Origin of the sequence: Cryobacterium sp. TMS1-20-1 (genome assembly GCF_004402355.1) — a bacterium.
Classification (GTDB): Bacteria; Actinomycetota; Actinomycetes; order Actinomycetales; family Microbacteriaceae; genus Cryobacterium; species Cryobacterium levicorallinum.
In genome coordinates this window covers 143,275-169,562 of record NZ_SOGF01000044.1, presented here as the reverse complement: position 1 = coordinate 169,562, position 26,288 = coordinate 143,275, and the positions used below count along the sequence as shown (strand labels likewise).

16 protein-coding genes are annotated in these 26,288 nt (G+C 65.0%); 11 read left to right on the top strand and 5 right to left on the bottom strand.

Annotation, left to right across the window (positions count from 1 at the left end; all coding sequences use genetic code 11):
- Nucleotides 1-325 precede the first annotated feature (325 nt).
- Nucleotides 326-934, bottom strand: coding sequence for a hypothetical protein (locus tag E3O45_RS09615; RefSeq protein WP_134443189.1), 609 nt, complete (start codon nucleotides 932-934; stop codon nucleotides 326-328).
- 85 nt (nucleotides 935-1,019) lie between these two features.
- Nucleotides 1,020-2,114, bottom strand: coding sequence for a YbdK family carboxylate-amine ligase (locus E3O45_RS09610; RefSeq protein ID WP_134443188.1), 1,095 nt, complete (start codon nucleotides 2,112-2,114; stop codon nucleotides 1,020-1,022).
- 175 nt (nucleotides 2,115-2,289) lie between these two features.
- Between E3O45_RS09610 and E3O45_RS09605 the strand changes: the two genes are divergently transcribed.
- Nucleotides 2,290-4,563, top strand: coding sequence for a transglycosylase domain-containing protein (locus E3O45_RS09605; protein ID WP_134443187.1), 2,274 nt, complete (start codon nucleotides 2,290-2,292; stop codon nucleotides 4,561-4,563).
- A gap of 15 nt (nucleotides 4,564-4,578) precedes the next feature.
- On the opposite strand, the gene E3O45_RS09600 is transcribed toward E3O45_RS09605, so the two are convergent.
- Both E3O45_RS09600 and E3O45_RS09595 read right to left on the bottom strand, forming a co-directional pair.
- Nucleotides 4,579-8,016: a DNA polymerase III subunit alpha gene (locus tag E3O45_RS09600; protein ID WP_134443186.1), complete on the bottom strand. Its 3,438-nt coding sequence runs from the start codon at nucleotides 8,014-8,016 to the stop codon at nucleotides 4,579-4,581.
- Complete coding sequence (locus tag E3O45_RS09595; protein WP_092450722.1) at nucleotides 8,013-8,285, bottom strand: hypothetical protein; 273 nt, start codon at nucleotides 8,283-8,285, stop codon at nucleotides 8,013-8,015. The genes E3O45_RS09600 and E3O45_RS09595 overlap by 4 nt, the downstream gene beginning before the upstream one ends.
- A gap of 245 nt (nucleotides 8,286-8,530) precedes the next feature.
- On the opposite strand from E3O45_RS09595, the gene E3O45_RS09590 reads away from it, so the two are divergent.
- From E3O45_RS09590 to fdhD, 7 genes are all read left to right on the top strand, one after another.
- Nucleotides 8,531-9,673, top strand: a complete 1,143-nt coding sequence (locus E3O45_RS09590; protein WP_134443185.1) for a sugar diacid recognition domain-containing protein — start codon at nucleotides 8,531-8,533, stop codon at nucleotides 9,671-9,673.
- A 72-nt stretch (nucleotides 9,674-9,745) separates the two neighbouring features.
- A complete protein-coding gene (locus E3O45_RS09585; RefSeq protein WP_166789450.1) occupies nucleotides 9,746-10,918 on the top strand; it encodes a glycerate kinase in 1,173 nt (390 codons plus the stop codon).
- A gap of 37 nt (nucleotides 10,919-10,955) precedes the next feature.
- The gene (locus tag E3O45_RS09580; RefSeq protein WP_134443184.1) at nucleotides 10,956-12,320 is read left to right on the top strand and encodes a GntP family permease; all 1,365 of its coding nucleotides are present in this window, start codon (nucleotides 10,956-10,958) and stop codon (nucleotides 12,318-12,320) included.
- Nucleotides 12,321-12,527: 207 nt separating this feature from the next.
- The gene (locus tag E3O45_RS09575) at nucleotides 12,528-14,567 is read left to right on the top strand and encodes a PhoX family phosphatase (protein WP_241985306.1); all 2,040 of its coding nucleotides are present in this window, start codon (nucleotides 12,528-12,530) and stop codon (nucleotides 14,565-14,567) included.
- Between the two features lie 192 nt (nucleotides 14,568-14,759).
- Nucleotides 14,760-15,977 (top strand): formaldehyde dehydrogenase, glutathione-independent, encoded by a 1,218-nt coding sequence (gene fdhA, locus E3O45_RS09570; RefSeq protein ID WP_134443182.1) that lies wholly within the window; start codon nucleotides 14,760-14,762, stop codon nucleotides 15,975-15,977.
- 251 nt (nucleotides 15,978-16,228) lie between these two features.
- Nucleotides 16,229-17,347, top strand: coding sequence for a GTP 3',8-cyclase MoaA (gene moaA, locus E3O45_RS09565; RefSeq protein WP_134443181.1), 1,119 nt, complete (start codon nucleotides 16,229-16,231; stop codon nucleotides 17,345-17,347).
- 49 nt (nucleotides 17,348-17,396) lie between these two features.
- Nucleotides 17,397-18,248: a formate dehydrogenase accessory sulfurtransferase FdhD gene (fdhD, locus tag E3O45_RS09560; protein WP_092450710.1), complete on the top strand. Its 852-nt coding sequence runs from the start codon at nucleotides 17,397-17,399 to the stop codon at nucleotides 18,246-18,248.
- Nucleotides 18,249-18,254: 6 nt separating this feature from the next.
- Here fdhD and E3O45_RS09555 read toward each other — a convergent pair whose 3' ends face one another.
- Nucleotides 18,255-20,555, bottom strand: a complete 2,301-nt coding sequence (locus E3O45_RS09555) for an FdhF/YdeP family oxidoreductase (RefSeq protein WP_134443180.1) — start codon at nucleotides 20,553-20,555, stop codon at nucleotides 18,255-18,257.
- A 207-nt stretch (nucleotides 20,556-20,762) separates the two neighbouring features.
- Here E3O45_RS09555 and E3O45_RS09550 point away from each other — a divergent pair, with 207 nt between their 5' ends.
- The 3 genes from E3O45_RS09550 to E3O45_RS09540 all read left to right on the top strand — a co-directional run bounded on the left by E3O45_RS09550 (nucleotide 20,763) and on the right by E3O45_RS09540 (nucleotide 26,254).
- Nucleotides 20,763-22,157, top strand: a complete 1,395-nt coding sequence (locus tag E3O45_RS09550; RefSeq protein WP_134443179.1) for an OFA family MFS transporter — start codon at nucleotides 20,763-20,765, stop codon at nucleotides 22,155-22,157.
- 396 nt (nucleotides 22,158-22,553) lie between these two features.
- Nucleotides 22,554-24,944, top strand: coding sequence for a glycosyltransferase (locus E3O45_RS09545; RefSeq protein WP_134443178.1), 2,391 nt, complete (start codon nucleotides 22,554-22,556; stop codon nucleotides 24,942-24,944).
- Nucleotides 24,941-26,254, top strand: a complete 1,314-nt coding sequence (locus E3O45_RS09540; RefSeq protein WP_134443177.1) for a glycosyltransferase — start codon at nucleotides 24,941-24,943, stop codon at nucleotides 26,252-26,254. Before E3O45_RS09545 ends, E3O45_RS09540 begins: the two co-directional genes overlap by 4 nt.
- The last annotated feature ends 34 nt before the right edge of the window (nucleotides 26,255-26,288 follow it).

Below are 26,288 nucleotides of genomic sequence, written 5' to 3'. Positions count from 1 at the left end.
AGGAGCTGGGGGTGTCGTTCCACTATGTCGCTGAGGCCGCCGGTGTTGCAGGGAACCCATTGGCTGGGTTCCGTCGTCGATTTGTGGCTCACGCACATGGCCGGTCGTTCCAGGTCGCCCGCCGAGCCGCCGCCGGACCCAGTGGCCTTCCCCGTGCCTGTGCCGTCCGAGCTCGCAGACCCTTCGGCGAAGACATCGACGCCGTGGCCATTGTTGAGTCCGCCCGAGATGATGTCCTCTGGACAATTCTCTGTTAGCGATTCTGAGACAGTGCATGCTGAGGCAGACGAAATACCGGGAAGGCAAAATGCCAGGAGAGTGCCTATTACGAGCGCTGACAGAAGTTTCTGCCGGACCATACGTCCTCCTTGTCGATGAGCAGTGCGGAAGGGGCCGCCGCGCTCGAGATAAAGCCCACTTGGAGTGGAATTCGATTTGTACGCTTGTCCGGAGTTGCGTCTGCGCCTGATGCGTCGAAGAGTCGAACAGAGGAAATATCTGAGCAGAGGTAGAGCTCGATTGAGACACCCCCGTGAGGTTCCATGGAATTGCGAATGAGCGACGCAGTGTCGTAGGTAGTGGCACCGCGGCTCACTAATCCTGTTTCGGAAAATCCCTCAAATCCGGTCAGGAGCTTGGGCAGATAGGCGGCGCTGGCCACGACCGCAATCCGGTCACCGTCGTTTCCGCCTTGTGCTGTGATTGAGTCTGAAAGCGCTTCGTACGCGGTATAGGCCGCCTCGGCGGCAGCGAGAGCTTCCTCGTCCGAGGCGAAGACCGGGGGTGTCGCGGTGGGTTCGGCTGCCGCAGACGGCGTGGAGCTGTCGGTCGGGGCGGGAGTGGCCATGCATCCGCTCAGCAGACCGATGGAGACCAGCAGGACAGCGCTCGGCACGACGGTGTGCAGGGGACGGCGATGTAACGGGTTTCGCATGGGGTCACAGTAGACCGGATTACTACAATCCCGTTTAAGTTCTCCACAGGCTGGTTTCAGGCCTCAAATAACGGTAGAGCTTTGGTCAGTCGTGCGCGGTCAGCGCGTGCTCGAGCAAAGCGGCGAGGGCCGACTGGCCTCCGGCGCGCATGGCGGCGCGCTGACGCTCCGCCCCGGTTCCCAGTCGCCGCGTGCGGGCCAGCAGAGTCTGGATGCGGTCGCGATTGCCGACCTCATCGATGGCGTCGCCGCAGTAGTTCAGCAGGGCATCCGTCACGGCGGTCGAACTTTCCAGGGTGCCAGACACGGGATTCAACAGGTTCGACTCCACGCCTTCGCGGGCAGCGTGCCAGAGCCCGGCATCGAGCAGTTCCGGCGCGATGTCGATGGGGGCGACATCCGTTTCGCTGTCGCGCAGGGCGGTCGTGACGAGCGCACGGGTCAGGGCGGCGAGCAGCAGGGTCGACGGCGCATCGAGCTGGGCGTCGCAGACGCGAATCTCCATGGTCGGATGTTCCAGGGGCAGCCGCGCATTCCACCAGATCGTGCGCAGGTCGTAGGTACCGCCGACGCCGACGAGCTGGCGAATCCGGCGGTCGTAATCGGCGGCATCCGTGAAGAGCGGCGGGCAGCCGATGGTGGACCAGCGGCGCATGTGCACGCTGCGCCAGCTCGAAAACCCGGTGTCCGCGCCGCGCCAGAACGGCGAATTCACCGCAAGCGCGAGCAGCGTGGGCAGCCAGACGCGCACCCGATTGAGTGCCTGTACACCGGCCTCGCGGTTCGGAATGCCGACGTGCACGTGCAGCCCGTTGATGAGGTGATCGGGCACGAGCCCCCGAAATTCGCTCTCGACCGTGTGGTACCGCTCGACATCGGTCACTTCCGGCCAGCCCGCGGTCTGGAACGGCGCTCCGACGCCGGCGGCCAGGACCCCACGGCTGAGGGCGGCCCGCGCCAGCCGCGACCGAAATGCCAGCAGATCAGCGGATGCCTCTTCGAAGCGTTCAAAGACCGGCGTCGACCGCTCGATCTGCGAGGCCAAAAACTCGTGGCTGACGAACCGGGAAATCGGAGCGCGGCCGAGAAGTTCCGCGTGCACCGCGTCGCCCACGTTTGCTGGCTGAAGCGTCGCCGGTTTGAGAAAGATGAATTCCTCTTCAATGCCGAACGTTCGCATGCATCACCTCCAGCACCTGTACCGGATAGTACCGGCAAACCGGAATCAAGCCGATACATTTTCGTAACGGACTGTCGACCATCTAATCACCCGCATTTGACTAGCATGACCTTGACTCGCGAACCAATGCGCAGGCATTGGCTCTCGCACTGGATGGCATCAGCTGGGAGTAAACGTGGTGCAGGTCACTCAGATTCCAAGCAATTCAGCTCTGTCCCGTCGGCGCACACTGCACGGCGCGCTCGGTGGCCTGATCGGTTTCGTGGCCATGAGCGTCGCGGCCGGTGTGCTCGTCACCGCATCGGTGACCCCGGTAGTTGCGCTCTCAGGCCTGGCCGCGACGAACACGATCTCGGTGTTCGAGAACCTGCCCGACTACGTGAATATCGAGCCGCTGTCCCAGAAGAGCGACATCCTGGCGACGCGCAGCGACGGAACCGTCGAACTCCTCGCCTCCTTCTATGACCAAAATCGCATCGAGGTGAGTTGGGATGCGATCAGCCAATTCGCCAAGGACGCTGCGGTGTCGGGGGAGGATCCCCGGTTCTATGAGCATGGCGGGGTCGACCTGCAGGGCACGTTGCGGGCCACAGCGACGACGGTGGCCGGCGGAGACACGCAGGGCGGGTCATCCATTACGCAGCAATACGTGAAGAACGTGCTGGTGCAGAAGTGTGAGCTTCTCACCGACCAGCGCGCGCACGACGCCTGCTACACAGCAGCGACCGAGACCACCCCCGACCGCAAACTCAAGGAGATGCGGCTGGCCATCGGGGTGGAGAAGAAGTACAGCAAGCACGACATTCTGCGCCAGTATTTCAACATCACCGGATTCGGCGGCACCGTTTATGGAATCGAGGCCGCCGCCAACTACTATTTCAACACGACGGCTGCCTTACTCACCCTGCCGCAGGCGGCCAGCCTGGTGGCAATCGTGAACAACCCGGTCAAGTTTCAGCTCGACCAGCCCGCGAGCGAGACCAACGGTGCTGCCAATGGGTATGCCGCGAACAAACAACGTCGCGACTACATCTTGCGTGAAATGCTGCGCTACAAGAAGCTCAGTCGGGCCGATTTCGACGCCGCGATCGCCGCGCCGGTCGAACCGATCGTCACCGAACCAAGTACCGGCTGCCAGACCGCAGTAGGCAATGCCTTCTTCTGCGATTATGTGACCAAGATTCTTCAGACCGACCCCACCTTCGGCGCCGATGCGGCCGCGCGCATGCTCAACTTTCGCCGGGGCGGCTACGACGTCTACACGACCCTGGACCTCGACGTGCAGAACGCGGCCGTGACCACCATGAATCAACAGGTTCCCAAGGTCTATGCCGGTGGCGATGTCGGCGCGATCATCACGAGCGTGCAGGTCGGCACCGGCCGGGTGCTCGCCATGACGCAGAACAAGGACTACAGCCAGGACCCGGCCGTGCAGGCGACCGGGGCCAACTTCACCGGCATCAACTACGCCACCGACTATGCCGAGGGCGGCTCGAGTGGGTTTCAACCCGGATCGACCTACAAGGTGTTCACCCTGGCCGAGTGGCTCAAGGAAGGCCACTCCCTCAACGAACGGGTCGATTCCCGGCGCAAGGCAAACTGGGGCACCTTCCAGGACAGCTGCTTCGGCCCGCAGAATTACGATAAGGATGAACCACCCTGGAACCCGCGCAATGATGCCAACGAATCCGGCGCCAACTACAGTGCGCTGCAGGCCACCGTCGGCTCGATCAACACCGGCTTCATCGGAATGGCCAAGCGGCTCGACCTCTGCGGCATTCGCCAGACGGCTGAGGCATTCGGGGTGCACCGAGCCGACGGCAACCCGTTGTCGCAGTCCGCGGCATCCGTTATCGGAACCAACGAAATCGCACCCCTCACGATGGCCATCGCCTTCGCCGGCATCGCGAACAAGGGGGTGACCTGCTCGCCGATCGCCATCGACCGCATCGTCGGACCCGATGGAGTGGAGGTTCCGGTTCCGCCGTCGGTGTGCTCCCAATCGGTCGATTCCACGGTCGCCGCCGGCATGGCCTATGCCATGCGCCGGGTGATGCTCGGCGGCACCGGGCAGCAATCGAACTACAACACGAATCCGAATGTGCCCATGATCGGTAAGACCGGGACAACGGATGGCGCGAAAGACACCTGGATGAGCGGTGCGAGTACCAAGGTGGCGACCGTGGTCGCGGTGGTCAGCCTCACCGGGACGCTCAGTCAGCGGCGTCAATTCTTCGGCCGGGACCAGATCGCCACGGCACGCCACCGCATGTGGCCGGTCGTTATGTCGGCAGCGAACGCCAAGTACGGCGGTGACGCCTTCGAGGAACTGGCTCCCAAGTACATTCCACCGCCGAAGGTTGTGGCGCCACCGGTCGCCGCGCCGCCCGTTGATCCTGCACCGCCGGTCGCGCCGCCGCCCGGGGCTCCTGCCCCGCCTGGCCAATAACGTCGCCAGGAGACGTTACGCGCTCTGCGCGGCCTTGAGGTGGTGCAGGGTGCCGCCGCCGCGGCTACCGCCTGAATGTACGCCGTGCCCGACCTGCGCGGCCAGTTCGGCGGCATAGGCGGCCGCACTCGCCGCTTCTTCGGCGGCGACGCGCTCAACGGCGTGCCGCTCCTTCACCTGCCTGGCCACGTCGAACAGATTCCAGATGTTCTCCCCGGTCACCGACACTCCGCGGGCGCCGGAGCGCCGGGTTCGACCGCGTACGAGCATGTAATTGGTCTGGAACACCTGCCCGCCGACCCGTTCCTGCGCGTCGTGAAAAAACACGACGTTGGAGACCGGGCCGGTGCCGTCGTCGAGGCTGATGAACACCACTCGGCGGCCGCCGCGCATCGGCGGCGTGTTGGTGGCCCGCCGCACTCCGGCGAGCAGCACCTCGGTGCCGCCGGGCAGGTTGCCGAGTTCGCTCGCCGGGGTCACCCCCAACTCGCGAAACAGCTCGTGAAAGCGTTTCATCTGGTGCGACCCGACGGCCAGATTCAGATCGAGCAGTTCCAGATCGGTTTGGGTGCGGCCGCGCAGCTCCAGCGAGGTGATGGCGCCCGCACGGTCACCGGAATAGCGCGGCACCGGCAGCTCCACCTCGAACGCGAGCTGGTCGGCGCGAATGACCACGGCGGTGCCGCGCAGCGACTGAATGTGCGCGAGCAGCTCGTGTCGCCGGGTGCGGTCGTAGCCGATGAACGTGTCGAGGGCGCCCACCCGGGCGAGCGCCTCGAAGGTGCGCCGCCGGGGATGCACCCGGTCGCGAAAGTCCTGCAGCGATCCGAACGGCTGATGCTGCGCAATGCGTGCCCGCTCCGCCTCCGTGCTGCCGACAAGTTCGGGCAGCGCCAAACGGATGCCCTGGCTCCCGTCGGCGAGATCTTCTACCCGGTAGTCCAGCGCGCTCGACTGCACGTCGAGGGGGAGTACCGGCACCCCGAGCACCCTGGCTTCGGCGACGATGAGGTCCTTGGGCCACATGCCGGGGTCGTGGGTGAGCAGCCCGGCGAGAAAAGCCGCCGGGTGGTGGGTTTTCAGCCAGGCGGACTGGTAGGTGGGCAGGGCGAACGCGGCCCCGTGGGCCTTGGCGAAGCCGAAGCTGCCGAACCCCGCCAATACCGTCCAGATCTGGTCGATGACCTTCGTACTGAACCCGCGGGCGAGCGCTTTTTCGCGCAGGTACTCCTCAATTTGCGGTAGCTGCTCGGGCTTACCCAGGTGCCGGCGAAAGACATCCGCTTTGCCGAGGCCGCAGCCGGTGAGTTCGTCGAACAGTCGCATGACCTGTTCGTGAAAGATCACGACGCCGTTCGTTTCGCGCAGAATCGGTTCGAAGCGGGGGTGGATGTAGTCGGGTATGACTTCGCCGTGCCGGGCCTGCAGATATTTGAGCGGCATGTTGTTCTTCATCGGGCCGGGGCGAAACAGCGAAATCTCCACGGTGAGGTCGTTGAACACCTCGGGTTGCAGCTTGCCGACCAGTTCCATCTGGCCGGGGGACTCGATCTGAAAGATGCCCAGGGTGCGGGTGGAGCGAATGAGCTCGAAGGTTTTCGCATCGTCGAGCGGCACCCGGTCGAGGTCGATGCTTTCGCCGGTGAGTCGGTGGTGCTCTTCGACGGCGTGCGCCATTGCCGACTGCATGCGCACGCCGAGAATGTCGAGTTTGATCAAGCCCATCGGGTCCATGTCATGCTTGTCGTACTGCGACATGGGCAGGCCCATGCCGCTCGCCTGCACCGGGGTGCGGTCGAGCAGGCTCGCGTCGGAGAGGATCACGCCGCAGGGGTGCACCGAAATGTGCCGGGGGAGCCGGTCGAGTTTCGCGGTGAGGTCGACCAGCAGATCGAGTTGTTGCGATTCGCGCACCTCGGTGGCGAGGGCCTCGAGCTCGGGCTTCTCTTCGAGGGCGCGGCGAAAGTCGCGGGCGTTGAACCGCCACATCTGCTTGGCGATCACGTTGATCTGCGCGTCGGGCAGGCCGAGGGCGAGGCCGGCGTCACGCACGGCGCCGCGGCCGCGGTAGGCGTTGGTCATCGACATGAGCGAGACCCGGTCGCTGCCGAAAGCGCGAAAGACCTCGCGGTAGATGTCGTGTCGCCGGGCCGACTCGACGTCGATGTCGATGTCGGGCAGCGTTTGGCGTTCGGGGGAGAGAAACCGCTCCCAGAGCAGCCCGTTTTCGATCGGTTCGACCGAGGAGGTGCGCAGCGCATAGTTGAGCACCGAGCCGACCCCGGAGCCGCGCGCCTGAATGCGGATGCCCATGCCGCGAATAATGTCGGCCACCCGGGACACGGTAAGAAAGTAGCTGGCAAAGCCTAAGTGCTCGACCGTTTTCATCTCGTGGGCGAGTTGGGCGTGGGCGGCCTCGACCGCGCGCGAGCCGCTCGCCGAGTACAGGTCGGCGATGCCGCTGCGAGCCCGACGCCAGAGTTCGGTGACCGGGTCGCCGGTGACGCCGATGATGCGCGCCTCCGGCATGCGCGGGCGCCCGAGGCCGATGTCGAGGGCTGGATCGAGGCTGCAGCGGTCAGCGAGCTGTTCGGTATCGCGCAGCAGCCGTTCGAGGGCGCCCGTGTCATGCAGTCCGGCGTCAACGACCATACGGGCCACCTGGCGCATTGCTCCGGCCGGTTTGAGCCAGGCCTGGCCGTTGGTCTGCGGGGTTTCGAGTTCGGCGAGCGGCAGCAGATAGCGCGCGGCGTCGGCGAGGTCGGCGGTGACCGCTTCTTCGGGGGTGCCGTACCGCACGGCATTGCTGAGCACCGCCGGTAGCCCGGCGTTCTCGGCGAGGGCAAGCATGCGGGTGGCCGGGGTCACGCTGCCGACCGTGCCGCTTTCGGCGAGGTGACAGACGACCTCGAGCACGACGGCCTGGGCGGGCAGGGCACGCTGCCAGTGGGCGAGCCGCGCCGCGGCATCCGTATTGTCGCGCCGTGCGATCGCGAGACCGACGTCGGAGTCTGGGCCGAGCAGCACGGTGAGCGAAGCGAGGCCGGCCAGGTCGGCCAGCCGGGCGCGCGAGATGCTCGGCCCGGCGCTGCCGGTTGGGCTCAAAGAGCGGTGACCGGCATCGGCGGCGTGAGCGGCACTGACCGCGCGGCAGAGTGCGGCGTACCCGCGACCGTTGGTGTCGCCGTGGGCGAGCACGACCACCCGGCCGAGCGAGCGGTACTCGTCGTCGTGCACGGCGAGTTCGGCGCCGAGCCCGGGGCGGATGCCCGCGGCAACGCAGGCGCGCACGTGTTTGACGGCGCCGTAGAGCCCGTCACGGTCGGTGACGGCGAGAAACGTTGCCCCCTGTGCGGCCGCCTGCTCGGCCAGAACTTCGGGAAGTGTTACCCCATAGTGGGTCGAGTAGGCGCTCGCGACGTGCAGGTGTGGGAAGTTCAGTGCGCTGTTCATCCCCAGTCCAATGCTAAAGTCCAGGATCCGTCCGTGCCGCGGCGCAGGTCGTATCGGTGCTGCTCTTCGCCGCCCCGGCTGGCGTCGAGCCGCCACAGCTCGGTGTCGATGCGGGTGGGTGTTCCCTCGTTCTCCCACCAGCGGGTGCGCTTGAACACTGCCTGTGGTTGCCCGATGACGGTGTGCTCGAATCGATTCCAAATGAACGCGCGCGGGTCGCCATCGGCGGACAGCTCAACGTCAACCGGTGTATCAATGATCTGGGGCAAGGTGGCCTCCCTGTTCAGGTGCTGGTATTCGGGTGCATACGCACCGGCTGGTCACAAAAAAGCTGATGAGCCAGCCAGTGCTGTAAAAGTGCTGTAAAAGTGCTGTATCAAATTCGAACAAATACTGGAAAAAACCGATTCTTCTAGAATGCATCTTCTATATGAAAAGTGTAGGTCAACCCACCGACACGCGCCACAAGAGATTGCGCGAGACCCATCCGCCGACCTCGATCTACGATGGTTAGGTGACTGACATCGTTCCGAGCGACGCCGTGCTGCCCGATACTGTGCAGATCAACCGGGCGCTCGCGCAGCGCTTGGTCGAGCAGGTCGCGCCGAGCCTCGTGCACAACGTCAACATCATGGATGCCGCAGGGCTGATCATCGGGTCGATGGACGCGTCACGTATCGGCACCCTGCACGACGGGGCGCGAAACGCCGCCGGACGCGGCGAGACGGTGCAGATTGCTCCCGGTGACGAGCACCAGGGCACCCGGCCGGGAGTGAATATTCCACTGATCCTCGATGGACGCGTCGCCGGGGTGGTCGGGGTCACCGGAACCCCCGCCGAAGTGTTGCCGGTGGCGCAGGTGCTCGTGCTCACCGTTCAGATGCTGATCATGCAGGAACGGCTGCGGGACAACGCGTCGTGGCGGGAATCGGCGACCCGGGACATCCTCTCGAGCCTGTCGCTGCGCAAGCTCACTGAAGGGCGCCTGATCGCGGCACTGCAGGGTATTGATGCTCTCTTGCAGCCGCCGTGGAATCTGACCGGCATTCTGCATCTTGGAACCAGTCGTTCGGTGTTGTTGCTGCGTCAACTGCGCGATGTATCCGGAGTCGTGGCCGCCGATATCCACGGCGCTGTCTGGGTGTTGAGCGGATCGTCGACCGCTCTCGGTCTCGCGCTGCTCCAGCAACGATTGCAACAGCCCAGCTCCAAGTCCTTGCGGTTTCTGACCGGGCGGGTTGGCGCGACGATGATGCAACTCACCGATGATGCCGAGCGCCTGAGCGCGCTGCTCGCCCGGCCCGGTCTCATCGGCACCGCAGTCGGAGAGCCGCGCTCCGAAATTCCGCTCGACTCCCTCGGCCTCGAACTGGCCATCGCCGTCTTGCCAGATGAACTGCTGGGCGACGTGGCCGGGTCGGTGCTCGACCCGCTCGGCGAGGTTCTGCGCGAAACAGCGCGCGTGTTTCTGCGCGAAGAATTATCGATCGCGCACACCGCGGCGGCGCTCGGCGTGCACCGCAATACCGTGGTGCAGCGACTCGATCGCATCGAGTTGCTCACCGGTCTGAATATTCGTCGGTTCAGTTGTGCCGTTTCGATGCGAGTCGCGCTGGCGGCAGATTCGGCCCAATATGTTCACAATGCACAGGTTTAACGACGTAAGTTGCCGGTAAATGTGGGTTTGTTCCACCTGAATATGTGCGTAATTCTGTTCTAGCCTGAATTAATGAATGGTCGCACGGCGCTGAAGCCGCTCACACTGGTCATCGCACCCGATTCGTTCAAGGGGAGCCTGAGTGCGGCCGATGCGGCAGACGCCATGGCGGCCGGGGCACGGGGCGCTTGCCTCGCCCTCGGCCTGCCGGAGGCCCGGATCACGCTGTGCCCGATGGCCGATGGCGGCGAGGGAACGCTCGATGCCATCGCAGCGGTCTGGGGAGTCACGCCCCGCACCATGCTGACCGTCGATGCGCTCGGTCGCAGCCGCCGGGCTCGGTACGCGACCTCGGCCGACGGCCGCATCGGTCTGATCGAGGCGGCCGAGTCCAATGGCCTGCCGCTGGTAGCGGATGCCGTGCCCCAGCCCCAGCGCGCCGACACCTTCGGGGTCGGTTTGCTCGCCCGCGAACTGCTCGATCAAAACGTCGAAGAGATTCTGGTTTGCGTCGGCGGCTCGGCCAGCACCGACGGTGGAACAGGTCTGTTGGCTGGCCTAGGCGCGCGGTTTCTTGACGCTGCCGGCACCCCCGTCGCTCCCGGCGGCGCCGGGCTGGCCCGGATTGCCTTGATCGACCTGAGCGCGCTGCACCCGCGCGCCCGCACCGTGCGGTGGCGCCTCGCCGTCGACGTGAACAATCCACTCTGTGGCCCCACCGGTGCCGCTGCCGTTTTCGGTCCGCAAAAAGGTGCACAGCCCCGCGATGTCGCTGAGCTCGACGCCGGCCTGGCCCACCTCGCCGCGATCGTGCTCGATATGACCGGCGAGGACCTGACCGACCGGCCCGGAGCGGGGGCGGCCGGCGGCATGCCGGCCACTCTCGTTCCACTGCTTCGGGCCGAGTTGGTTCCCGGCTCCACCCTGGTAGCGGATGCCGTCGGCCTGCCCCACAAAATGGCCAACGCCGACCTCGTACTCACCGGTGAAGGCAGCTTCGACTCCCAGTCCCTCGGCGGCAAGGTGGCCGTGGCTGTCGCTCGTCTCGCACCGGCAGGATGCCCGGTCGTCGTCATCGCCGGGCGGGTGGCGCTGTCTGCGGCCGACACCGCGGCATCCGGTGTTGCTGCCGCGTTCTCGATCGCCGGTGGGCCGGCAACGCTCGACGACCTGCAGCAGAATGCGGCCGCACGGGTACGCGAAACCACGGCGCACGCCGTCGCACTCTTCCTTCACTCTCGCTAATCATGCAGTTCCACCCTGAAATAGAAAGGCCGTCTCAATGCTGAGCATTGCCATCCTGGTGACTCTCGTCGCCGCTATCGTCTTCGCCACAGCGAAGCTGAAAATCAATCCCTTCCTCGCGCTGCTGGCTGCGGCGCTGGTCGGGGGCTTTGCGTTCGGCATTCCGGTCGCTGAAATCGCCCCGACCATCACGACGGCCTTTGGCGCCACCCTGGGCAATATCGGTCTGATCATTCTGTTCGGCACCATCATCGGGGTGATCCTCGAGCGCACCGGCGCGGCGATATCGATGGCCGAAGCCCTCATTCGCGTGCTCGGCACCCGATTTCCGACCCTGACCATGAGTGTCATCGGTTTCATCGTTTCGATCCCGGTGTTCTGTGATTCCGGATTCGTTATTCTCAACTCCCTCAAGAAGTCGCTTGCCGCCCGGGCCAAGGTATCGCTCGTCGCCATGACGATCGCCCTGATGACGGGCCTCTACGCCACTCACGTCTTCGTGCCGCCGACTCCCGGCCCGCTCGCGGCCGCCGGTAACCTCAACATCATCGACCAGCTCGGCCTCATCATCGGGTTCGGCCTGATCGTCGCCGTCGTTTCGGCGCTGGCCGGGCTGCTCTGGGCCAACCGGTTCCTGAAAAAGAACATCGAGCTGATGCCTGAGCTCGCCGGCGAAGACAGCGACCTCGATGCGGACTACGAAACCATCCGTGCCGCCTATGGCAAGCTGCCCAACGCGTTCCTGGCCTTCCTGCCGATCCTCGCCCCGATTTTGCTGATCTGCATCGCCTCGATCGCCAAGCTTCCGACCCTGCCGTTCGGTGAGTCCGGCCTGTACGCCGCCATCGTATTTCTCGGAACCCCGGTCATCGCCCTGGCGGTTGGCCTCATTGCCGCGCTGTTTCTGCTGCGCGGTAAGGGAAAACTGGAGATGTTCGGCGAACGCGTGAGTGAGGGCATCCGTATCTCTGCCCCCATTCTGCTGATCACCGCCTCCGGTGCTGCCTTTGGAGCCATTCTCGCGGCATCCGACCTCACCGAATTTCTCGGCAGCACGCTCTCGACGCTCGGTCTTGGCCTGGCCGTACCGTTCCTGATCTCGGCCGCGCTCAAGACCGCCCAGGGCTCGTCCACGGTTGCCATGGTGACCACCTCCGTGCTGCTCCTGCCGCTGCTGCCGGCGCTCGGCCTCGACTCTGACCTGGGCAAGGTGCTCTCCGTGCTGGCCATCGGTGCCGGCGCCATGGTCGTCTCGCACGCCAATGACAGCTTCTTCTGGGTCGTCTCGCAGCTCAGCCGCATTCCGGTCGCGACCGCGTACCGCACGCTCACCCCGGCCACCGCCATCCAGGGCGTAGCCGGCTTCGCCGCCGTGTGGGTGATCGGGCTCATCGTTCTGTAGAAGCTAGCGGCCCCGAGCGTTCATGGTCCGTTCACCAACGGGCCACAAGGCTGTCGTGAATCGGAGAGGGGACAGCGAGAGAGTGGTTCTATCCCCAGTTCGGGGACCAAAACGACCACGAGGAGCGCCCGCATGCTGAGCAACGAATCCACCGGCCCCCGCCAGCACGCCCCCGCTCGCGACCGGCCATTGCTTCCGCTCCTTCCCATGCAGGGGCACACCCTCGGCAAACGCAGCGCCGTCACCTGCCACCTCAAGTGCGCGGATGCCTGCTTTCACCCGGTACCCAATGAGAGCTCGAACGACTACTTTCGCGACATCGTGGGGGCCGCCATGAGCCGTCGTTCCCTGCTCGTGGGGGTTGGCGTCGGCGCCGCCGCCATCCTGCTCGGTTCCGGCGAACCCGCTCCCGCCCTGGCCGTGCCGGGCGGCCCGGCCGGTCCTGCTGGCCGAGGCCTCGCGTTCGCCCCCATTGCTCCGGTTCCGGCTGCCGTTGACTCTTTCGTGGTTCCGACGGGCTATTCCTGGAACCCGATCATCCGCTGGGGCGACCCGCTCTTCGCCGCCACCGATCGTTTCGACCCCGAACACCAGAGCGCCGCATTGCAGGCCCGCCAGTTCGGCTACAACAATGACTACCTCGACATCATCGAGAGCAAGGGACCAAAGGGACGCTCCGGCATCCTCGTGACCAACCACGAGTACACCAACGAGGGCATCATGTTTTCGCCAGCGCTCACTACGGTCGAAGCGGATGAGCAGCGTCGCGTGGCCATGATGGCCCACGGCATGTCCGTGGTCGCCCTCGAACGGAAGCGCGCCGGCCAACCCTGGACCTACCGCGTGGGTGACCCCCTCAACCGCCGCATCACCGCGAGCACACCGTTCACCGTCACCGGCCCGGCCGCCGGAAGCGCCCTGCTGAAGACCGCGGCGGACCCGACGGGCCGAACCGTGCTCGGCACCCTCGGCAACTGCGCCGGCGGCACCACACCCTGGGGCACGGTGCTGTCCGGTGAAGAAAACTTCAACGGATACTTCCGCACGAACGGCACCAGTACAACTGATGCCCGCTACGGCCTGGCAAATCGCCCCACCGGTCGGCTCTGGGAGCAGATCGACGACCGCTTCGACGCCACCGTCGCCGGCAACGAGAACGAGCCCAACCGATTCGGCTGGATCGTGGAGATCGATCCGGAGGCACCGAACGAGCCCCCGGTCAAGCACACTGCGCTCGGCCGGTTCAAGCACGAGGGGGCCAATGTCATCGTCGGAAAGACCGGCCACGTCGCCGCCTACATGGGCGACGACGAGCGCTTCGACTATCTCTACAAGTTTGTCTCCTTCGATCGCTTCGACAAGAAGAAGAGCCCGAAGGCACGCACCCACAACAAGTCCCTGCTCACCCGGGGATCCCTCTACGTGGCTCGCTTCACTGGAAACTCGCCAGAGCGCGAGATCACCGGCACCGGCCAGCTACCCGCCGACGGCCTCTTCGACGGCACCGGTCAGTGGGTGGCGCTCGTCATCGACGGCGTCTGCCAGGTTCCTGGCTTCAGCACCGACGATGCCCTCGTGAACACCCGTCTGGTAGCGGATGCCGTCGGCGCCACCAAAATGGACCGTTGCGAAGACGTCGAGCCGAGCCCGGTGACCGGCAAGATCTATGTCGCCTGCACCAACAACACCGATCGCGGCGCGCTCGGTCAGGAAGGTGCCACCGAGCCCAACCCCCGGGTGGCCAACCGTGACGGCCACATTGTAGAGATCACCGAAACGGGTTCTGACGCGACCTCGGTGACCTTTGACTGGAACCTGCTGCTGGTTTGCGGAGACCCCGCGACGAACACGAGCACCTACTTCGCCGGTTTTCCGAGAGAGAAGGTGTCGCCCATCTCCTGCCCCGACAACGTGGCTTTCGACGTCCAGGGCAACCTGTGGATCTCCACCGACGGCGCGCCGAACACAATCGGATACTGCGACGGACTGTTCAAAGTGCCGCTCACCGGCCCCGAGCGTGGCCGGGTGCAGCAGTTCCTCTCAGTGCCGCGCGAGGCCGAAACCTGCGGTCCGGTCATCCGCTCTGAGCAATCGATGGTCTACGTCGCCGTGCAGCACCCGGGGGAAAGAGGCAGCTGGGCGGCCCAGTCGAGCCGATTCCCCGACTACGTTCCGCTCGGCGCACCCGTGCCGGCCGGTGCCTGGACCGGTCCACGGCCATCCGTTGTGCAGGTCTGGAAGGTCTGAGACGCTCACCGGTCTGGTCGTGCCGTAGTCCTGAAAGGGGGGCGCGAACTGGCAATTTGCTGATTGTAATTTCAGTTGAGCGGTGATGGAGTGGAGGAGCTGCCGTCACACGCAGCGTTCAGGAACATCCAGTGCCGATCGGGTCGTGCCCAACACATCATCCTGATCAGCGTAAAACCAGGAAGGTAGTTCATGACGGGGAACAGAGCAGTTGCCTACAAGAGCCCGGGTGTCGTCGAGGTAATCGACATTGATTACCCGAGTTTCGAGCTGAAAGACGGGCCGGGCGTCAACCCGGAAAACGTGGGACGCAAGGTGCCCCACGGAGTCATTCTCAAGACCGTGACCACCAATATCTGCGGCTCCGACCAGCACATGGTGCGCGGCCGCACGACCGCACCGCCGAACCTGGTGCTGGGTCACGAAATCACCGGCGAAGTGGTCGAAGCTGGCCCCGACGTCGAATTCATCAAGGTGGGCGACATCGTGTCGGTGCCGTTCAACATCAGCTGCGGTCGCTGTCGCAACTGCAAGGAACGCAAGACCGGCATCTGCCTCAACGTCAACCCGGACCGTCCGGGTAGTGCATATGGTTACGTCGACATGGGCGGTTGGGTGGGAGGCCAGGCCGAGTACGTGCTGGTTCCCTATGCCGACTGGAACCTGCTGAAGTTTCCCGACCGGGACCAGGCGCTCGAAAAGATCATGGACCTCACCATGCTGTCCGACATTTTCCCGACCGGATTCCACGGGGCCTACACGGCCGGTGCCGGCGTCGGAACGACCGTGTACGTGGCCGGAGCCGGCCCGGTGGGCCTCGCGGCCGCCGTCTCGGCGCAGCTGCTCGGTGCGGCCGTCGTCATTGTCGGTGATATGAACGCGGATCGTCTCGCGCAGGCCCGCAGCTTCGGCTGCGAGACCATCGACCTCAGCAAAGGCGAGCCGGGGGAGCAGATTGAACAGATCCTCGGCGTGCCAGAGGTCGACGCCGGTGTTGACGCCGTGGGCTTCGAGGCGCGTGGCCACGGTAAGGACGCCGACCACGAGGCTCCGGCCACCGTGCTCAACTCGCTCATGACGGTCACCGCCGCCGGCGGTGCCCTCGGCATTCCCGGACTCTACGTCACGGGCGACCCGGGCGCCAAGGAAAAGGCCGCTCAGGTGGGCTCATTGTCGATTCGGCTGGGCCTCGGCTGGGCCAAGTCGCTGTCGTTCACCACCGGCCAGTGCCCGGTGATGAAGTACAACCGCCAGCTGATGACGGCGATCCTGCACGACAAGGTACAGATTGCCAAGGCTGTCAACGCCCAGGCCATCAGCCTCGAAGATGCCCCGCGTGGCTACGCCGAATTCGACGCCGGCGCGGCGACGAAGTACGTGCTGAACCCCAACGGCTACGTCAAGGGCTAACAGCAGATAGGTGAATGGCCCGCCCGGGAATTCTCCCGGGCGGGCCATTCCTGTATCGGGGGCATCAGCATCAGCGCGCCGCGTGGCTTATTCAGGAAATCCGACCCGAATCTGAGCGAATAGCGTCGGATCCGTTCAGAAATTGAAATAAATTCCTGAATTAGCCACGGATTCAGGCCCCGAGCCGCGGCATCCGCTTAGAACCGGTGTTCTCGGTATCCCCGTGCGGAGCGCGGGGTTAGGGTGGAAACATGACCGGCGCCGACTTTGCACAACCAGCTCCGCGCTTCTATCGAGAGCGCTCGGACATTCCGGTGGACCTGGAAACGCCCACCGGAACCGTGACCGACCGGCTGAACCGGCCGTTGCACGACCTGCGCCTCAGCGTCACCGACCGCTGCAACTTTCGCTGCGTCTACTGCATGCCGAAGGAGATCTTCGGCCGGGACTTCGCGTTCATGGAACACGACGAACTGCTCAGCTTCGAGGAACTCACCCGGCTCGCGCGCGTGGCCGTCGCCCATGGCGTTGAGAAGATTCGGCTGACCGGCGGTGAACCACTGCTGCGTAGGGGACTTGAAGACCTCATCGCCCTGCTGGCCGAGCTGCGCACCCCCGACGGCCGTGAGATCGACATTGCCCTGACCACGAACGGGTCGGCGCTGGCCGTGAAGGCGCAGGCGCTCAAGGATGCCGGCCTGAAGCGCGTCACGGTGTCGCTCGACTCGCTCGACGACACCACGTTTCGCACCATGAACGACGTGAAGTTTCCGGTCGCGAAGGTGCTGCACGGCATCGACGTGGCCGAAGCCGTCGGCCTCGGCCCGATCAAGGTCAACATGGTCGTGCAGCGCGGCAAGAACGACCAGGACATCGTCGCCATGGCCCGGCATTTCAAGGACACCCCCTACATTCTGCGGTTCATCGAGTTTATGGACGTCGGTTCGAGCAACGGCTGGGAGATGGGCGCCGTCGTTCCGTCGAAGGACGTGATCGCGCGCATCCACGCCGAGCTGCCGCTTGAAGAGATCGCCCCGAACTACAGCGGCGAGACCTCCCGCCGCTGGCGCTACCAGGACGGCGGCGGCGAGATCGGCGTCATCTCGAGCGTCACCCAGAACTTCTGCCAGACCTGCTCGCGCGCCCGCGTGTCGACCGATGGCAAGCTGTTCACCTGCCTGTTCGCCACCGAGGGCCACGACCTGCGGGCGCTCATGCGCGGCGGATGCTCCGACGCGGAACTCTCCACCGTCATGGCGCACCTCTGGCGGGAGCGCACCGACCGCTATTCGCAGCTGCGGAGCGCGAAGACCAGCGAGCTGCGGGCGTCTGGTGCCAAGAAAATCGAAATGTCCTACATCGGCGGCTAATCGGCAAGGCTGGAGTGCGGTACCGGCACCAGCGTGGGAGACTTTAAGAATGAACAGAATTACCGCGCGACGCAAAATTACCCGAATCACCGTCGGTGCCCAGCCTCTGGCTGGCGAGGACCTGCTTGCGGTCGAAGAACCGCTGGAAATTCGAGTGAACGGCCGCCGCCTTGCCGTCACGATGCGTACCCCGGGTAACGACATCGACCTTGCGGCGGGGTTTCTCGTCTCGGAGGGCGTCATCACGCAGGGCGACGATTTTAATTCGGCCCGCTACTGCGCTGGGGCGATCGACGGGGTCAACACCTATAACGTGCTGGACGTCACCCTCGGTGCCGGCGTCGCGCCACCGGAACGGAGCTTGGAGCGCTCCCTCATCACCAACAGCTCCTGTGGCCTGTGCGGCAAGGAGAGCATCGATGCCGTGCGCACCAAATCAGTCTTTGAGATAGCGGATGACGCGGTGCGAGTGACTGCCGAATTGCTCACGACTTTTCCCGACAAGCTGCGCGCGGGGCAGAACGTGTTCGAGAAGACCGGCGGCATTCACGCGGCCGGCCTGTTCGATGCCGCTTCCGGCGAAATGCTCGTGCTGCGCGAAGACGTCGGCCGGCACAACGCCGTCGACAAGGTCATCGGCTGGGCGGTCAAGGAGAACAGGCTGCCGCTGACCGGCACGGTGCTCATGGTATCGAGCAGGGCGAGTTTCGAACTCACCCAGAAGGCCCTGATGGCGGGCATTCCCGTGCTCGCGGCGGTCTCGGCGCCCTCGTCACTCGCCGCGGAGTTCGCCGTCGAGGTCGGCATGACCCTGGTCGGCTTTCTCCGCGGCAACTCCATGGTCGTCTATGCCGGCGGCGACCGGATCATCGACGCACATAGTGACGAGCAGGCCGCCTGACTCAGGCTAGGCAGCGGCGCCGGCCGGAACGAAGCGCACGGTCATGGCCTTGTAACCAGGGGTGTTCGATTCGCGGGCCACGAGCTCGCGGTGCATGAGTGCGTTCGCCTCCGGAAAGTACGCAGCCGCGCAACCGCGCGGTGTCGGATAGACCACGAGGCGGAACGTGTTGGCTCGACGCTCGACGCCCCGGTACGTGCTGATCACGTCGACCATATCGCGGTCGGCGAAGCCCAGCTCGGTGACATCGTCTTCGTGGATGAGGATGACGCGACGACCGTTCTTGATGCCGCGGTAGCGGTCGTCAAGACCGTAGAACGTGGTGTTGTACTGGTCATGGCTGCGGATGGTCTGCAGAATCAAGTGACCCTCTGGCGCCGACAGGTACTCGATCGGGCTCACCGTGAACCGGGCTAGACCAATATCGGTGGCAAAGCTGCGCGTATCGCGCGGCGGGTTGGGCAGCACGAACCCATTCTTGGTCTTGAGACGAACGTTGAAGTCGACGAAGCCGGGTACGACGCGGGAGATGTGGTCACGAACGACGTCGTAGTCTTCCGCCATCGCCTTCCAATCGACCGGGTGGTCTTCTCCGAGCGTGGCGTTGGCCATGCGGGCAATGATCACCGGTTCGGCGAGGAGGTGCTCAGACACCGGCTCGAGGCGTCCCTGAGTGGTGCGAACGACCGACATCGAGTCTTCCACTGAGAGCACCTGGCGGCCCGACGGATGCTTGTCATCGGTATCCGTTCGGCCGAGCGTCGGCAGGATGAGCGAGGTCAAACCGTGCATAACGTGCGAGCGATTGGGTTTGGTCGACACATGCACGGTGAGACCGACGCGCTGCATGGCTTTCTCCAGCAGGTCGGTATCGGAGCAAGCCAGGGCGAAGTTGCCGCCCATGGAGACGAACACGTCGACGCGGTCGTGCACGAAGGCATCCACCGTGTCGACGGAGTCGAGGCCATGCTCCCGCGGGGATACGATGCCGAACTCGGCGTCGAGGGCGGCGAGCATGGGCTCCTTCGGCTTTTCCCACACACCCATGGTGCGGTCGCCCTGCACGTTGGAGTGGCCGCGCACCGGGCAGGCGCCTGCGCCGGGCTTGCCGAAGTTGCCCTGCAGGAGCAACAGGTTGATGATCTCCTTGAGGGTGTTCACCGAGTGCGGCTGCTGGGTCAGTCCGAGCGCCCAGCAGATGATGGTGGCCTTGCTCGCGATGAGCAGTTGCGCCACCGTCTCGATCGCGGCACGGTCCAGGCCGGTGGCCTTTTTCGTTTCGGCCCAGTCGATCACCGATCGGGCGGCCCGATAGGCCTCGATTCCGTCGGTGTTCGCGGCGACGAACTCTTGGTCGATGACCGACCCCGGTACGCGGGCCTCCTCCTCGAGCAACAGATGACCGAGCGCCTGGAACAGGGCCAGGTCACCGCCGACCTTGATCTGCAGAAACTCATCAGCCAGGTTGGTGCCCTTGCCGACGACGCCCTTCGGAGTCTGCGGGTCCATAAAGTTGAACAGTCCCGCTTCGGGCAGAGGGTTGACGGCCACAATCTTGCCGCCGTTGTCCTTGCATTCGGCCAAGGCCGACAGCATGCGCGGGTGGTTGGTGCCCGGGTTCTGGCCGACCACCATAATGAGTTCGGCCTGGTGGATGTCTTCGAGCGAGACCGTACCCTTGCCGATGCCGATCGTGGGGTTCAGCGCTGAGCCGGAGGACTCGTGGCACATATTGGAGCAGTCGGGCAGGTTATTGGTGCCGATCGACCTGGCGAACAGCTGGTACATGAACGCCGACTCGTTGGCGGTGCGGCCAGACGTGTAGAAGACGGTGCGGTCGGGCACCGTGGCGCGAATCTGCTCACCGATGAGCTCAAAAGCATCATCCCAGGAGATCTGCGAGTAGTGCGTGTCGCCCGGGCGGATGACGACGGGGTGCGTAATGCGGCCCTGGTTTCCGAGCCAGTACTCGGTCTTGGTGGCGAGCTCGGCGATGGAATGCTCTGCCCAGAACTCGGGCGTCACCGTGCGTAGCGTGCTCTCTTCAGCGACGGCCTTCGCGCCGTTTTCGCAGAATTCTGCGGTCTTGCGATGTCCCTGGGATTCCGGCCACGCGCATCCGGGACAGTCGGTGCCATCGCGCTGGTTGAGGCGCAGCAGCGACCGTGCGGTGCGAACGAGACCAGCCTGGGCAATACCCCGATCGAGCGCCACCGCTACGGCTTGGATGCCAGCAGCGTGGGTCTTGGGCGCGGTGACGACAAGATTATTTTCGTTGATGTCGTCGATAGGTGCTGAACGTGTCATATATCTATCCTGCCTTGCCGCCAGGGGGAATTCCCCCGAATTACCAAATGGGCGAGATTTTGGAACGAAATGTGCTCGATGAATCCTCTAGGATTGCCTCCGCAGACTGTTAAGTCAATCCGTTTGCGGAGTACGTCCACGGCCATCGTGGACAGCCGAAACGCACAGCAGAGTCGCTATCGCCATACCGGCAGCAAGGATATCTCCATGAGCTGGCTCGACCGAGACCGCACCATCGCCCCACCCGGATTCAACCGCTGGCTGATTCCGCCGGCCGCACTCGCCGTGCACCTCTGCATTGGCCAGGCCTACGCCACGAGTGTTTACAAGACCGCGCTTGTGGCGCACTTTGACGCCAGCCTGGTGCAGATCGGGGTGATCTTCTCAATCGCCATCGTGATGCTCGGCCTGTCGGCCGCCATCATGGGTACCTGGGTCGACACCAACGGGCCGCGCAAGGCCATGTTCGTCGCGGCTCTGTTCTGGTCGGGCGGATTCCTCATCGGTTCGCTCGGAATCTTTACGAACCAGCTGTGGCTGGTCTATGTCGGCTACGGCTTCATCGGCGGTATCGGCCTCGGTATCGGCTACATATCGCCCGTTTCGACGCTCATTAAGTGGTTTCCGGACCGCCCGGGCCTCGCCACCGGCATGGCCATCATGGGCTTCGGCGGCGGCGCCCTCATCGCCAGCCCAGTGTCGACGGCGCTCCTCGGCTTCTATGACCCCAACTCCGGGGCAGCGAACTGGGTGGCGAGCGGCGACTCCGTGGGCAAGCTTTTTCTCACCCTCGCCGTGATCTATCTCGCGTACATGATGTTCGGAGCTTTCACGATCAAGGTTCCAGCTGCTGATTGGGTGCCGGCCGGTTTCGATCCGTCGAAGGTGCGGGTCAAGGCCCTCGTCACGAGCAACCACGTTTCAGCCAGGAACGCCATTCGCACGCGTCAGTTCTGGCTGCTCTGGGTCGTCCTGTTCTGCAACGTCACGGCCGGTATCGGCATTCTCGAGCAGGCCGCACCGATGATCCAGGACTTCTTCCGGCAGAGCGACGGCAACTCGCTGGTCTCGGCGGCCGTTGCCGGAGGCTTTGTGGGCCTGTTGTCGCTCGCTAATATGGGCGGACGATTCGCCTGGTCGGCCACGTCGGACAAGACCGGACGCAAGAACATCTACATGGTGTACCTCGGCGTTGGCATGGTGTTGTACGTGCTGCTGGCGCTCGTCGGATCGAGTACGACGGCGCTCTACGTTGTACTGGCCTTCATCATCATTTCTTTTTACGGTGGCGGTTTCGCTACCGCTCCGGCCTACCTGCGGGATTTGTTCGGAACCTTTCAGGTGGGGGCCATCCATGGTCGCCTGCTGACGGCCTGGTCAGCGGCCGGCATCGCCGGTCCGCTCATTGTCAACTCGTTCCTCGATGCTCAGGGCGCTCCGGGTGAGTTGACTGCCGCGGCCTATCAGCCGGCCCTGCTCACCATGGTTGGGCTGCTCGTTGTTGGCTTTGTGGCGAACCTTTTCGTGCGACCGGTTCACACCGACTTTCACGAACCCGAAAAGCCGCTCGTCGGTGCAACAGCTTGGAAGGCGCACGCATGAAGGTTCTAAAAGTCATTGTGGCTTGGGCGCTGGTAGGGATCCCGCTGGCCTTTGGCATTTCTCAGACACTCGCGAAGGTGACGGCCCTGTTCGGCTAAACCCGACATTTGCAGATATAAACAGATAGAGCCATGCCCCATTCACTGGGGCATGGTTCTTTTTTGTCTTGAGTGCTCGGCACCGATCAGGGCACTCTGTCAGCCCTGGCGCCCTCATTCATGCAATGATGGCGAATGGGGAATTAGCTAGCTAGGCTAGCTATACCTGTTTCGTTCGCTTTCGTGTTCGGGATCCTCGACCTCTCGCACCCAAAGTTCCGAAATTCACCCATGTTCGCTCGTGGCAACCCCGAATCGCCACGATTGATTCGACGAGTTTAACGAAAAGGAGCAGTCAATGGCTACCCACACCGCACTCGACGAACAACGATCCGCCGCAACGCTGCTCGAGGGAATTCGACGCGCCGACGACCTCACCGTGGCAGCCAGCCGCGATGGGGGCGCCCGGGCTGTGCGCCTGCTGGCACAAGCCGCGACCGATCCGAGCGACCAGCTCACCGCCATCGCCGCAGTGCACGCCCTGGCCCAGGTCTTCGACGACTCCGCTGACGAGGTGCTTGTTGCCTTGCTGCACCACGACTCGGCTTTTCTGCGTGAGCACTCCGCCTGGGCCTTCGGCACCCGCCTGCCGCGCTATGACGCCATCGCCGACCTCGTCACGCTCGTTCGGCAGGGCGGCTTTACCGGCATGCTCGCCCAGCGCACTCTGGAACAGTGGGGATCTTCGGCCGCCGATCAGGTGGCCCTGTTCCTCGAAGGTTCCCTGCTCGGCATGACCGAAACGGATGCCCGCACCCGCCTCATCGAGACCATCGGCCTCATGCCTGGCCGCATTCCCGAGCGGTTGCTGCGTCGGGTGGCCACGGACCGTGCCGAGAGCCTGCCCGCTCGCGCCGCCGCCATCGCCGGCCTGGGTGACCGATCCCCGAGCGAAGCTGTGCTCGAATTACTGAGCGTCCTCTCTCAGGACGACAATGCGAGCGAACTCGCCGCCGTTGCCCGGCTGGCCCTGTTCGACCTGACGGCGACGACCGCACCACCCCCGCCCTGGCGCCAGGGCGCCACGATCGCTCAGCTCTTTCTGCATGCCGACATCGATGGTGAACTTTCCCAGGTCGGTGCTGGCGACAACGGCGGCATCGCGACCCTGCTGGTGCGGCTCGGTGACGCCCTCGTCGCCGAGCCGGCCGGCCGAGGCAGAGGAACGGAGAGCGCCGCGGCATCCGCTTTGCGTGCGCCGTTTGTCGGAAGCCGTCTCGGGACGGGCCGCGAAGATCGGGTCGATCGGGTCATCACCATGTCCCGCGGCAGCCACGAGTCAGCGCTTGATGGACTGGCCGACGTCGGAGCGACCCGGCGCGGGCACTCCTTCGCGGCGGTTCCGTTCGTCGGTGGTCCGGTGCCGTCGATCGACTCCTGGCCTCGGCGGGTCGCAGCGCAACGCGGCATTCGGCGCATCCTGCGCTCGGCCGGAGTCGTCGACGCGATTCACCTCCGCATGGCCGATGTCGGCAGCCTCGCCGCCGCGACCGTAGCCCGCGACCTGGACATTCCGGTCGTCTTCACCGTGGCCCCCGACCCGCACGGCGTGATCGACTCGCTCGAATCGAGTGGCGCGCTCACCCGAACGAACTTCGGCGAGGTTGATGCGGTCGAACATTTCTGGTTTCGTGCCCGCCTGGTGCAGCGACTCGCCGCGGATGCCGCGCACACCGTGCTTTTTCCGCGCCCGCACCTGCAGCAGGACATTGAGCGCCTGATTGGAATCGACATTGACGCACACCCGGAACGACACTCGGTCATTCCGGAGGGTATCGACCTCGCGGTGATCGACCGTGCCCGAACGGATGCCCTGGCATCGCTTAGCCAGTCCGGCGTGAGCGGTTTGGTCGCCAGCGACGACGACCTCAGCCACGATCAGGACCCGAATGATCACTTCGACCACGACCACGACCACGACCTTGACCGCATCGACCGCACGAATATGGACGATGCTCGCGCTGCGTCCGCCGCGCTTGCCTTCGACCAGCTCGACGCGCTGCTGGGCACCCTTCCGCCGTCCCGGCGCGGACTGCCGCTGCTGATCAGCGTCGGCCGGCTGCACCGCGTCAAGGGAATGGCGGCCCTGGTCGAAGCCTGGACCGGGGACCCGACCCTGCAGGAGCGCTGCAACCTGCTGATTGTGGGCGGTGATTTGGAGCATCCGTCCTTTGATGAGGGCATTGAGCTGGCGCGCATGGCCCGTTCCCTGTCTGGCGCGAATCGTGACGACGCTGCGGCCCACGGCCTGCTCCTGGCCGGGCATCGCGCCAACGACACGGTCGCCCGCTGGCTGGCCGCGATCCGCTACGGCCGCCCCGGGCTCGCTGCGCCGTTCGGTGTGTATGTCTGCGCGAGCATGAAGGAGGAGTTCGGCATCGCGCTGCTCGAGGCGATGGCGACCGGCCTCGCGGTCGTCGCGCCGAACGGCGGCGGACCGGCCACCTACGTCGAGAATGGCGTGACCGGTTTTCTGGTCGACACCGGCGACGCGCAGGCTCTCGGTTTTGGCATCCGCGATGCCCTCGCCGTGGCGGCCGGAGTGCACGGCGGCGAGTACGCCGACCTGGCCCGGCGCATGGTGGCCGACAACTTCACGATCGAAGCCATGGCGAGCACACTCGGTTCGGTCTACCGGGACGTCGCCGTGGCGACCGAGCCGGTCGCCTGGGAGCTGAGCGTCTCATGACCCTGCTCATCATTAGCCCCGACTACGCCTCGCACCTGTACCCGCTCGCGACGCTCGGCACCGCTTGGGCGCAGGCCGGCGAACGCGTCGTGGTGGCGAGCGGACCGGCAACGGCCGACATTGTGGCCGCGTTCGGGTTCGAACGGGAGAACCTGCAGCTGGGCCGCGGTTCCAACCCCGGCACCATCCGGGTCAAGCAGCAGCCCGCCGGCGAAGATGACGCCCTGCGCGGGTTTTTCGACGCCACCCGCCGCGGAATGGTCGATACGCTGCTCTTTCAGGCTGAGGCCCGCAGCAGCGACCTGCTCTATAACCCGGTCGCGATCGCCCGCGAGGTGCAGCGCATCGTCGAACGAGTGCAGCCCGACCAGGTGATCGTTGACCACCTCGCCTTCAGCGCCCGGCTCGGGCTACTCAGTGCGGGCGTGCCGCACGCCGATGTGGTGCTCGGGCATCCGTCTGCCCTGCCCGTCGGCTCGGAGATCTACGGTTACCCGCCGGCCTGGCCCGCCGAGTTCTCGCCCGACGTTGGCGAGTTGGCGCTGCTCGAGCTGCAGTGTGCGGCCGTTCGCGACTCGTTCACCGCTCAGTGGAACGACGCGCTTTTTGAACTCGATCCGTCCGCGGCACCGACCCTCGATGCCTTTCAGGAGTGCGGGGACCTGCTGCTGCTCAACTATCCGGGCGAACTGCACTCGTCGGCGCGCACGGACCAGCTTCCACCCCACCGGTTTCTCGGTTCGGCGGTGCGCTCCGAGGCCGTCGACCCCGAGGTTGAAGCCTGGCTGGCGGCGGATTCTCGGCCCGTCGTCTACGTGAGCTTCGGAAGTTTTCTCTCGGTGCGCGGTGATGTGCTCGCGCGCGTCGCCGAGGCCCTGAGCGGGCTGCCGGTGCGGGTGGCCATGGCTGTCGGAGCGACCGACCCCGCCACGCTCGGCCCCATTCCTGATTCCTGGCTGGTGCGCGGGTTTCTGCCGCAGGTGCGCCTGCTGCAGGAGGCCGTGCTCGCGGTGACGCACGGGGGCAACAATTCGGTGACTGAGGCGATGACGGCAGGCGTGCCGCTCGTTGTGCTGCCGTTCTCCACGGACCAGTTCGCCGGCGCGGCCGCCCTCGACGCGGCGGGCTTCGGCACCTCGCTGCCCCCCAATACCGCAACCGTTCTCGCGTTGCGCGACGCCTGTGAGCGGATGCTGCACCTCGCCGGCGAAACGCGCGCCCGTCTCGACGCCCTCGCGGTGTCGCTGACCGTGCAGCCGGGCGCGGCGCGTGCCTACGCGGCGCTGACGCGGGTGGTGGCGCGGGGGTAGTTCAGGCTCAGTTTCGTTGAGCCACGAGGGTTCG

What these genes read in the sequence shown, in the direction of transcription:
- E3O45_RS09545 (WP_134443178.1), top strand. Translation starts at nt 22,554, where the DNA reads ATGGCTACCCACACCGCACTCGACGAACAACGATCCGCCGCAACGCTG.
- E3O45_RS09555 (WP_134443180.1), bottom strand. Translation starts at nt 20,555, where the DNA reads ATGACACGTTCAGCACCTATCGACGACATCAACGAAAATAATCTTGTC.
- E3O45_RS09575 (WP_241985306.1), top strand. Translation starts at nt 12,528, where the DNA reads ATGCAGGGGCACACCCTCGGCAAACGCAGCGCCGTCACCTGCCACCTC.
- E3O45_RS09600 (WP_134443186.1), bottom strand. Translation starts at nt 8,016, where the DNA reads ATGAACAGCGCACTGAACTTCCCACACCTGCACGTCGCGAGCGCCTAC.
- E3O45_RS09580 (WP_134443184.1), top strand. Translation starts at nt 10,956, where the DNA reads ATGCTGAGCATTGCCATCCTGGTGACTCTCGTCGCCGCTATCGTCTTC.
- E3O45_RS09585 (WP_166789450.1), top strand. Translation starts at nt 9,746, where the DNA reads ATGAATGGTCGCACGGCGCTGAAGCCGCTCACACTGGTCATCGCACCC.
- moaA (WP_134443181.1), top strand. Translation starts at nt 16,229, where the DNA reads ATGACCGGCGCCGACTTTGCACAACCAGCTCCGCGCTTCTATCGAGAG.
- E3O45_RS09550 (WP_134443179.1), top strand. Translation starts at nt 20,763, where the DNA reads ATGAGCTGGCTCGACCGAGACCGCACCATCGCCCCACCCGGATTCAAC.
- fdhD (WP_092450710.1), top strand. Translation starts at nt 17,397, where the DNA reads ATGAACAGAATTACCGCGCGACGCAAAATTACCCGAATCACCGTCGGT.
- E3O45_RS09610 (WP_134443188.1), bottom strand. Translation starts at nt 2,114, where the DNA reads ATGCGAACGTTCGGCATTGAAGAGGAATTCATCTTTCTCAAACCGGCG.
- fdhA (WP_134443182.1), top strand. Translation starts at nt 14,760, where the DNA reads ATGACGGGGAACAGAGCAGTTGCCTACAAGAGCCCGGGTGTCGTCGAG.
- E3O45_RS09615 (WP_134443189.1), bottom strand. Translation starts at nt 934, where the DNA reads ATGCGAAACCCGTTACATCGCCGTCCCCTGCACACCGTCGTGCCGAGC.
- E3O45_RS09540 (WP_134443177.1), top strand. Translation starts at nt 24,941, where the DNA reads ATGACCCTGCTCATCATTAGCCCCGACTACGCCTCGCACCTGTACCCG.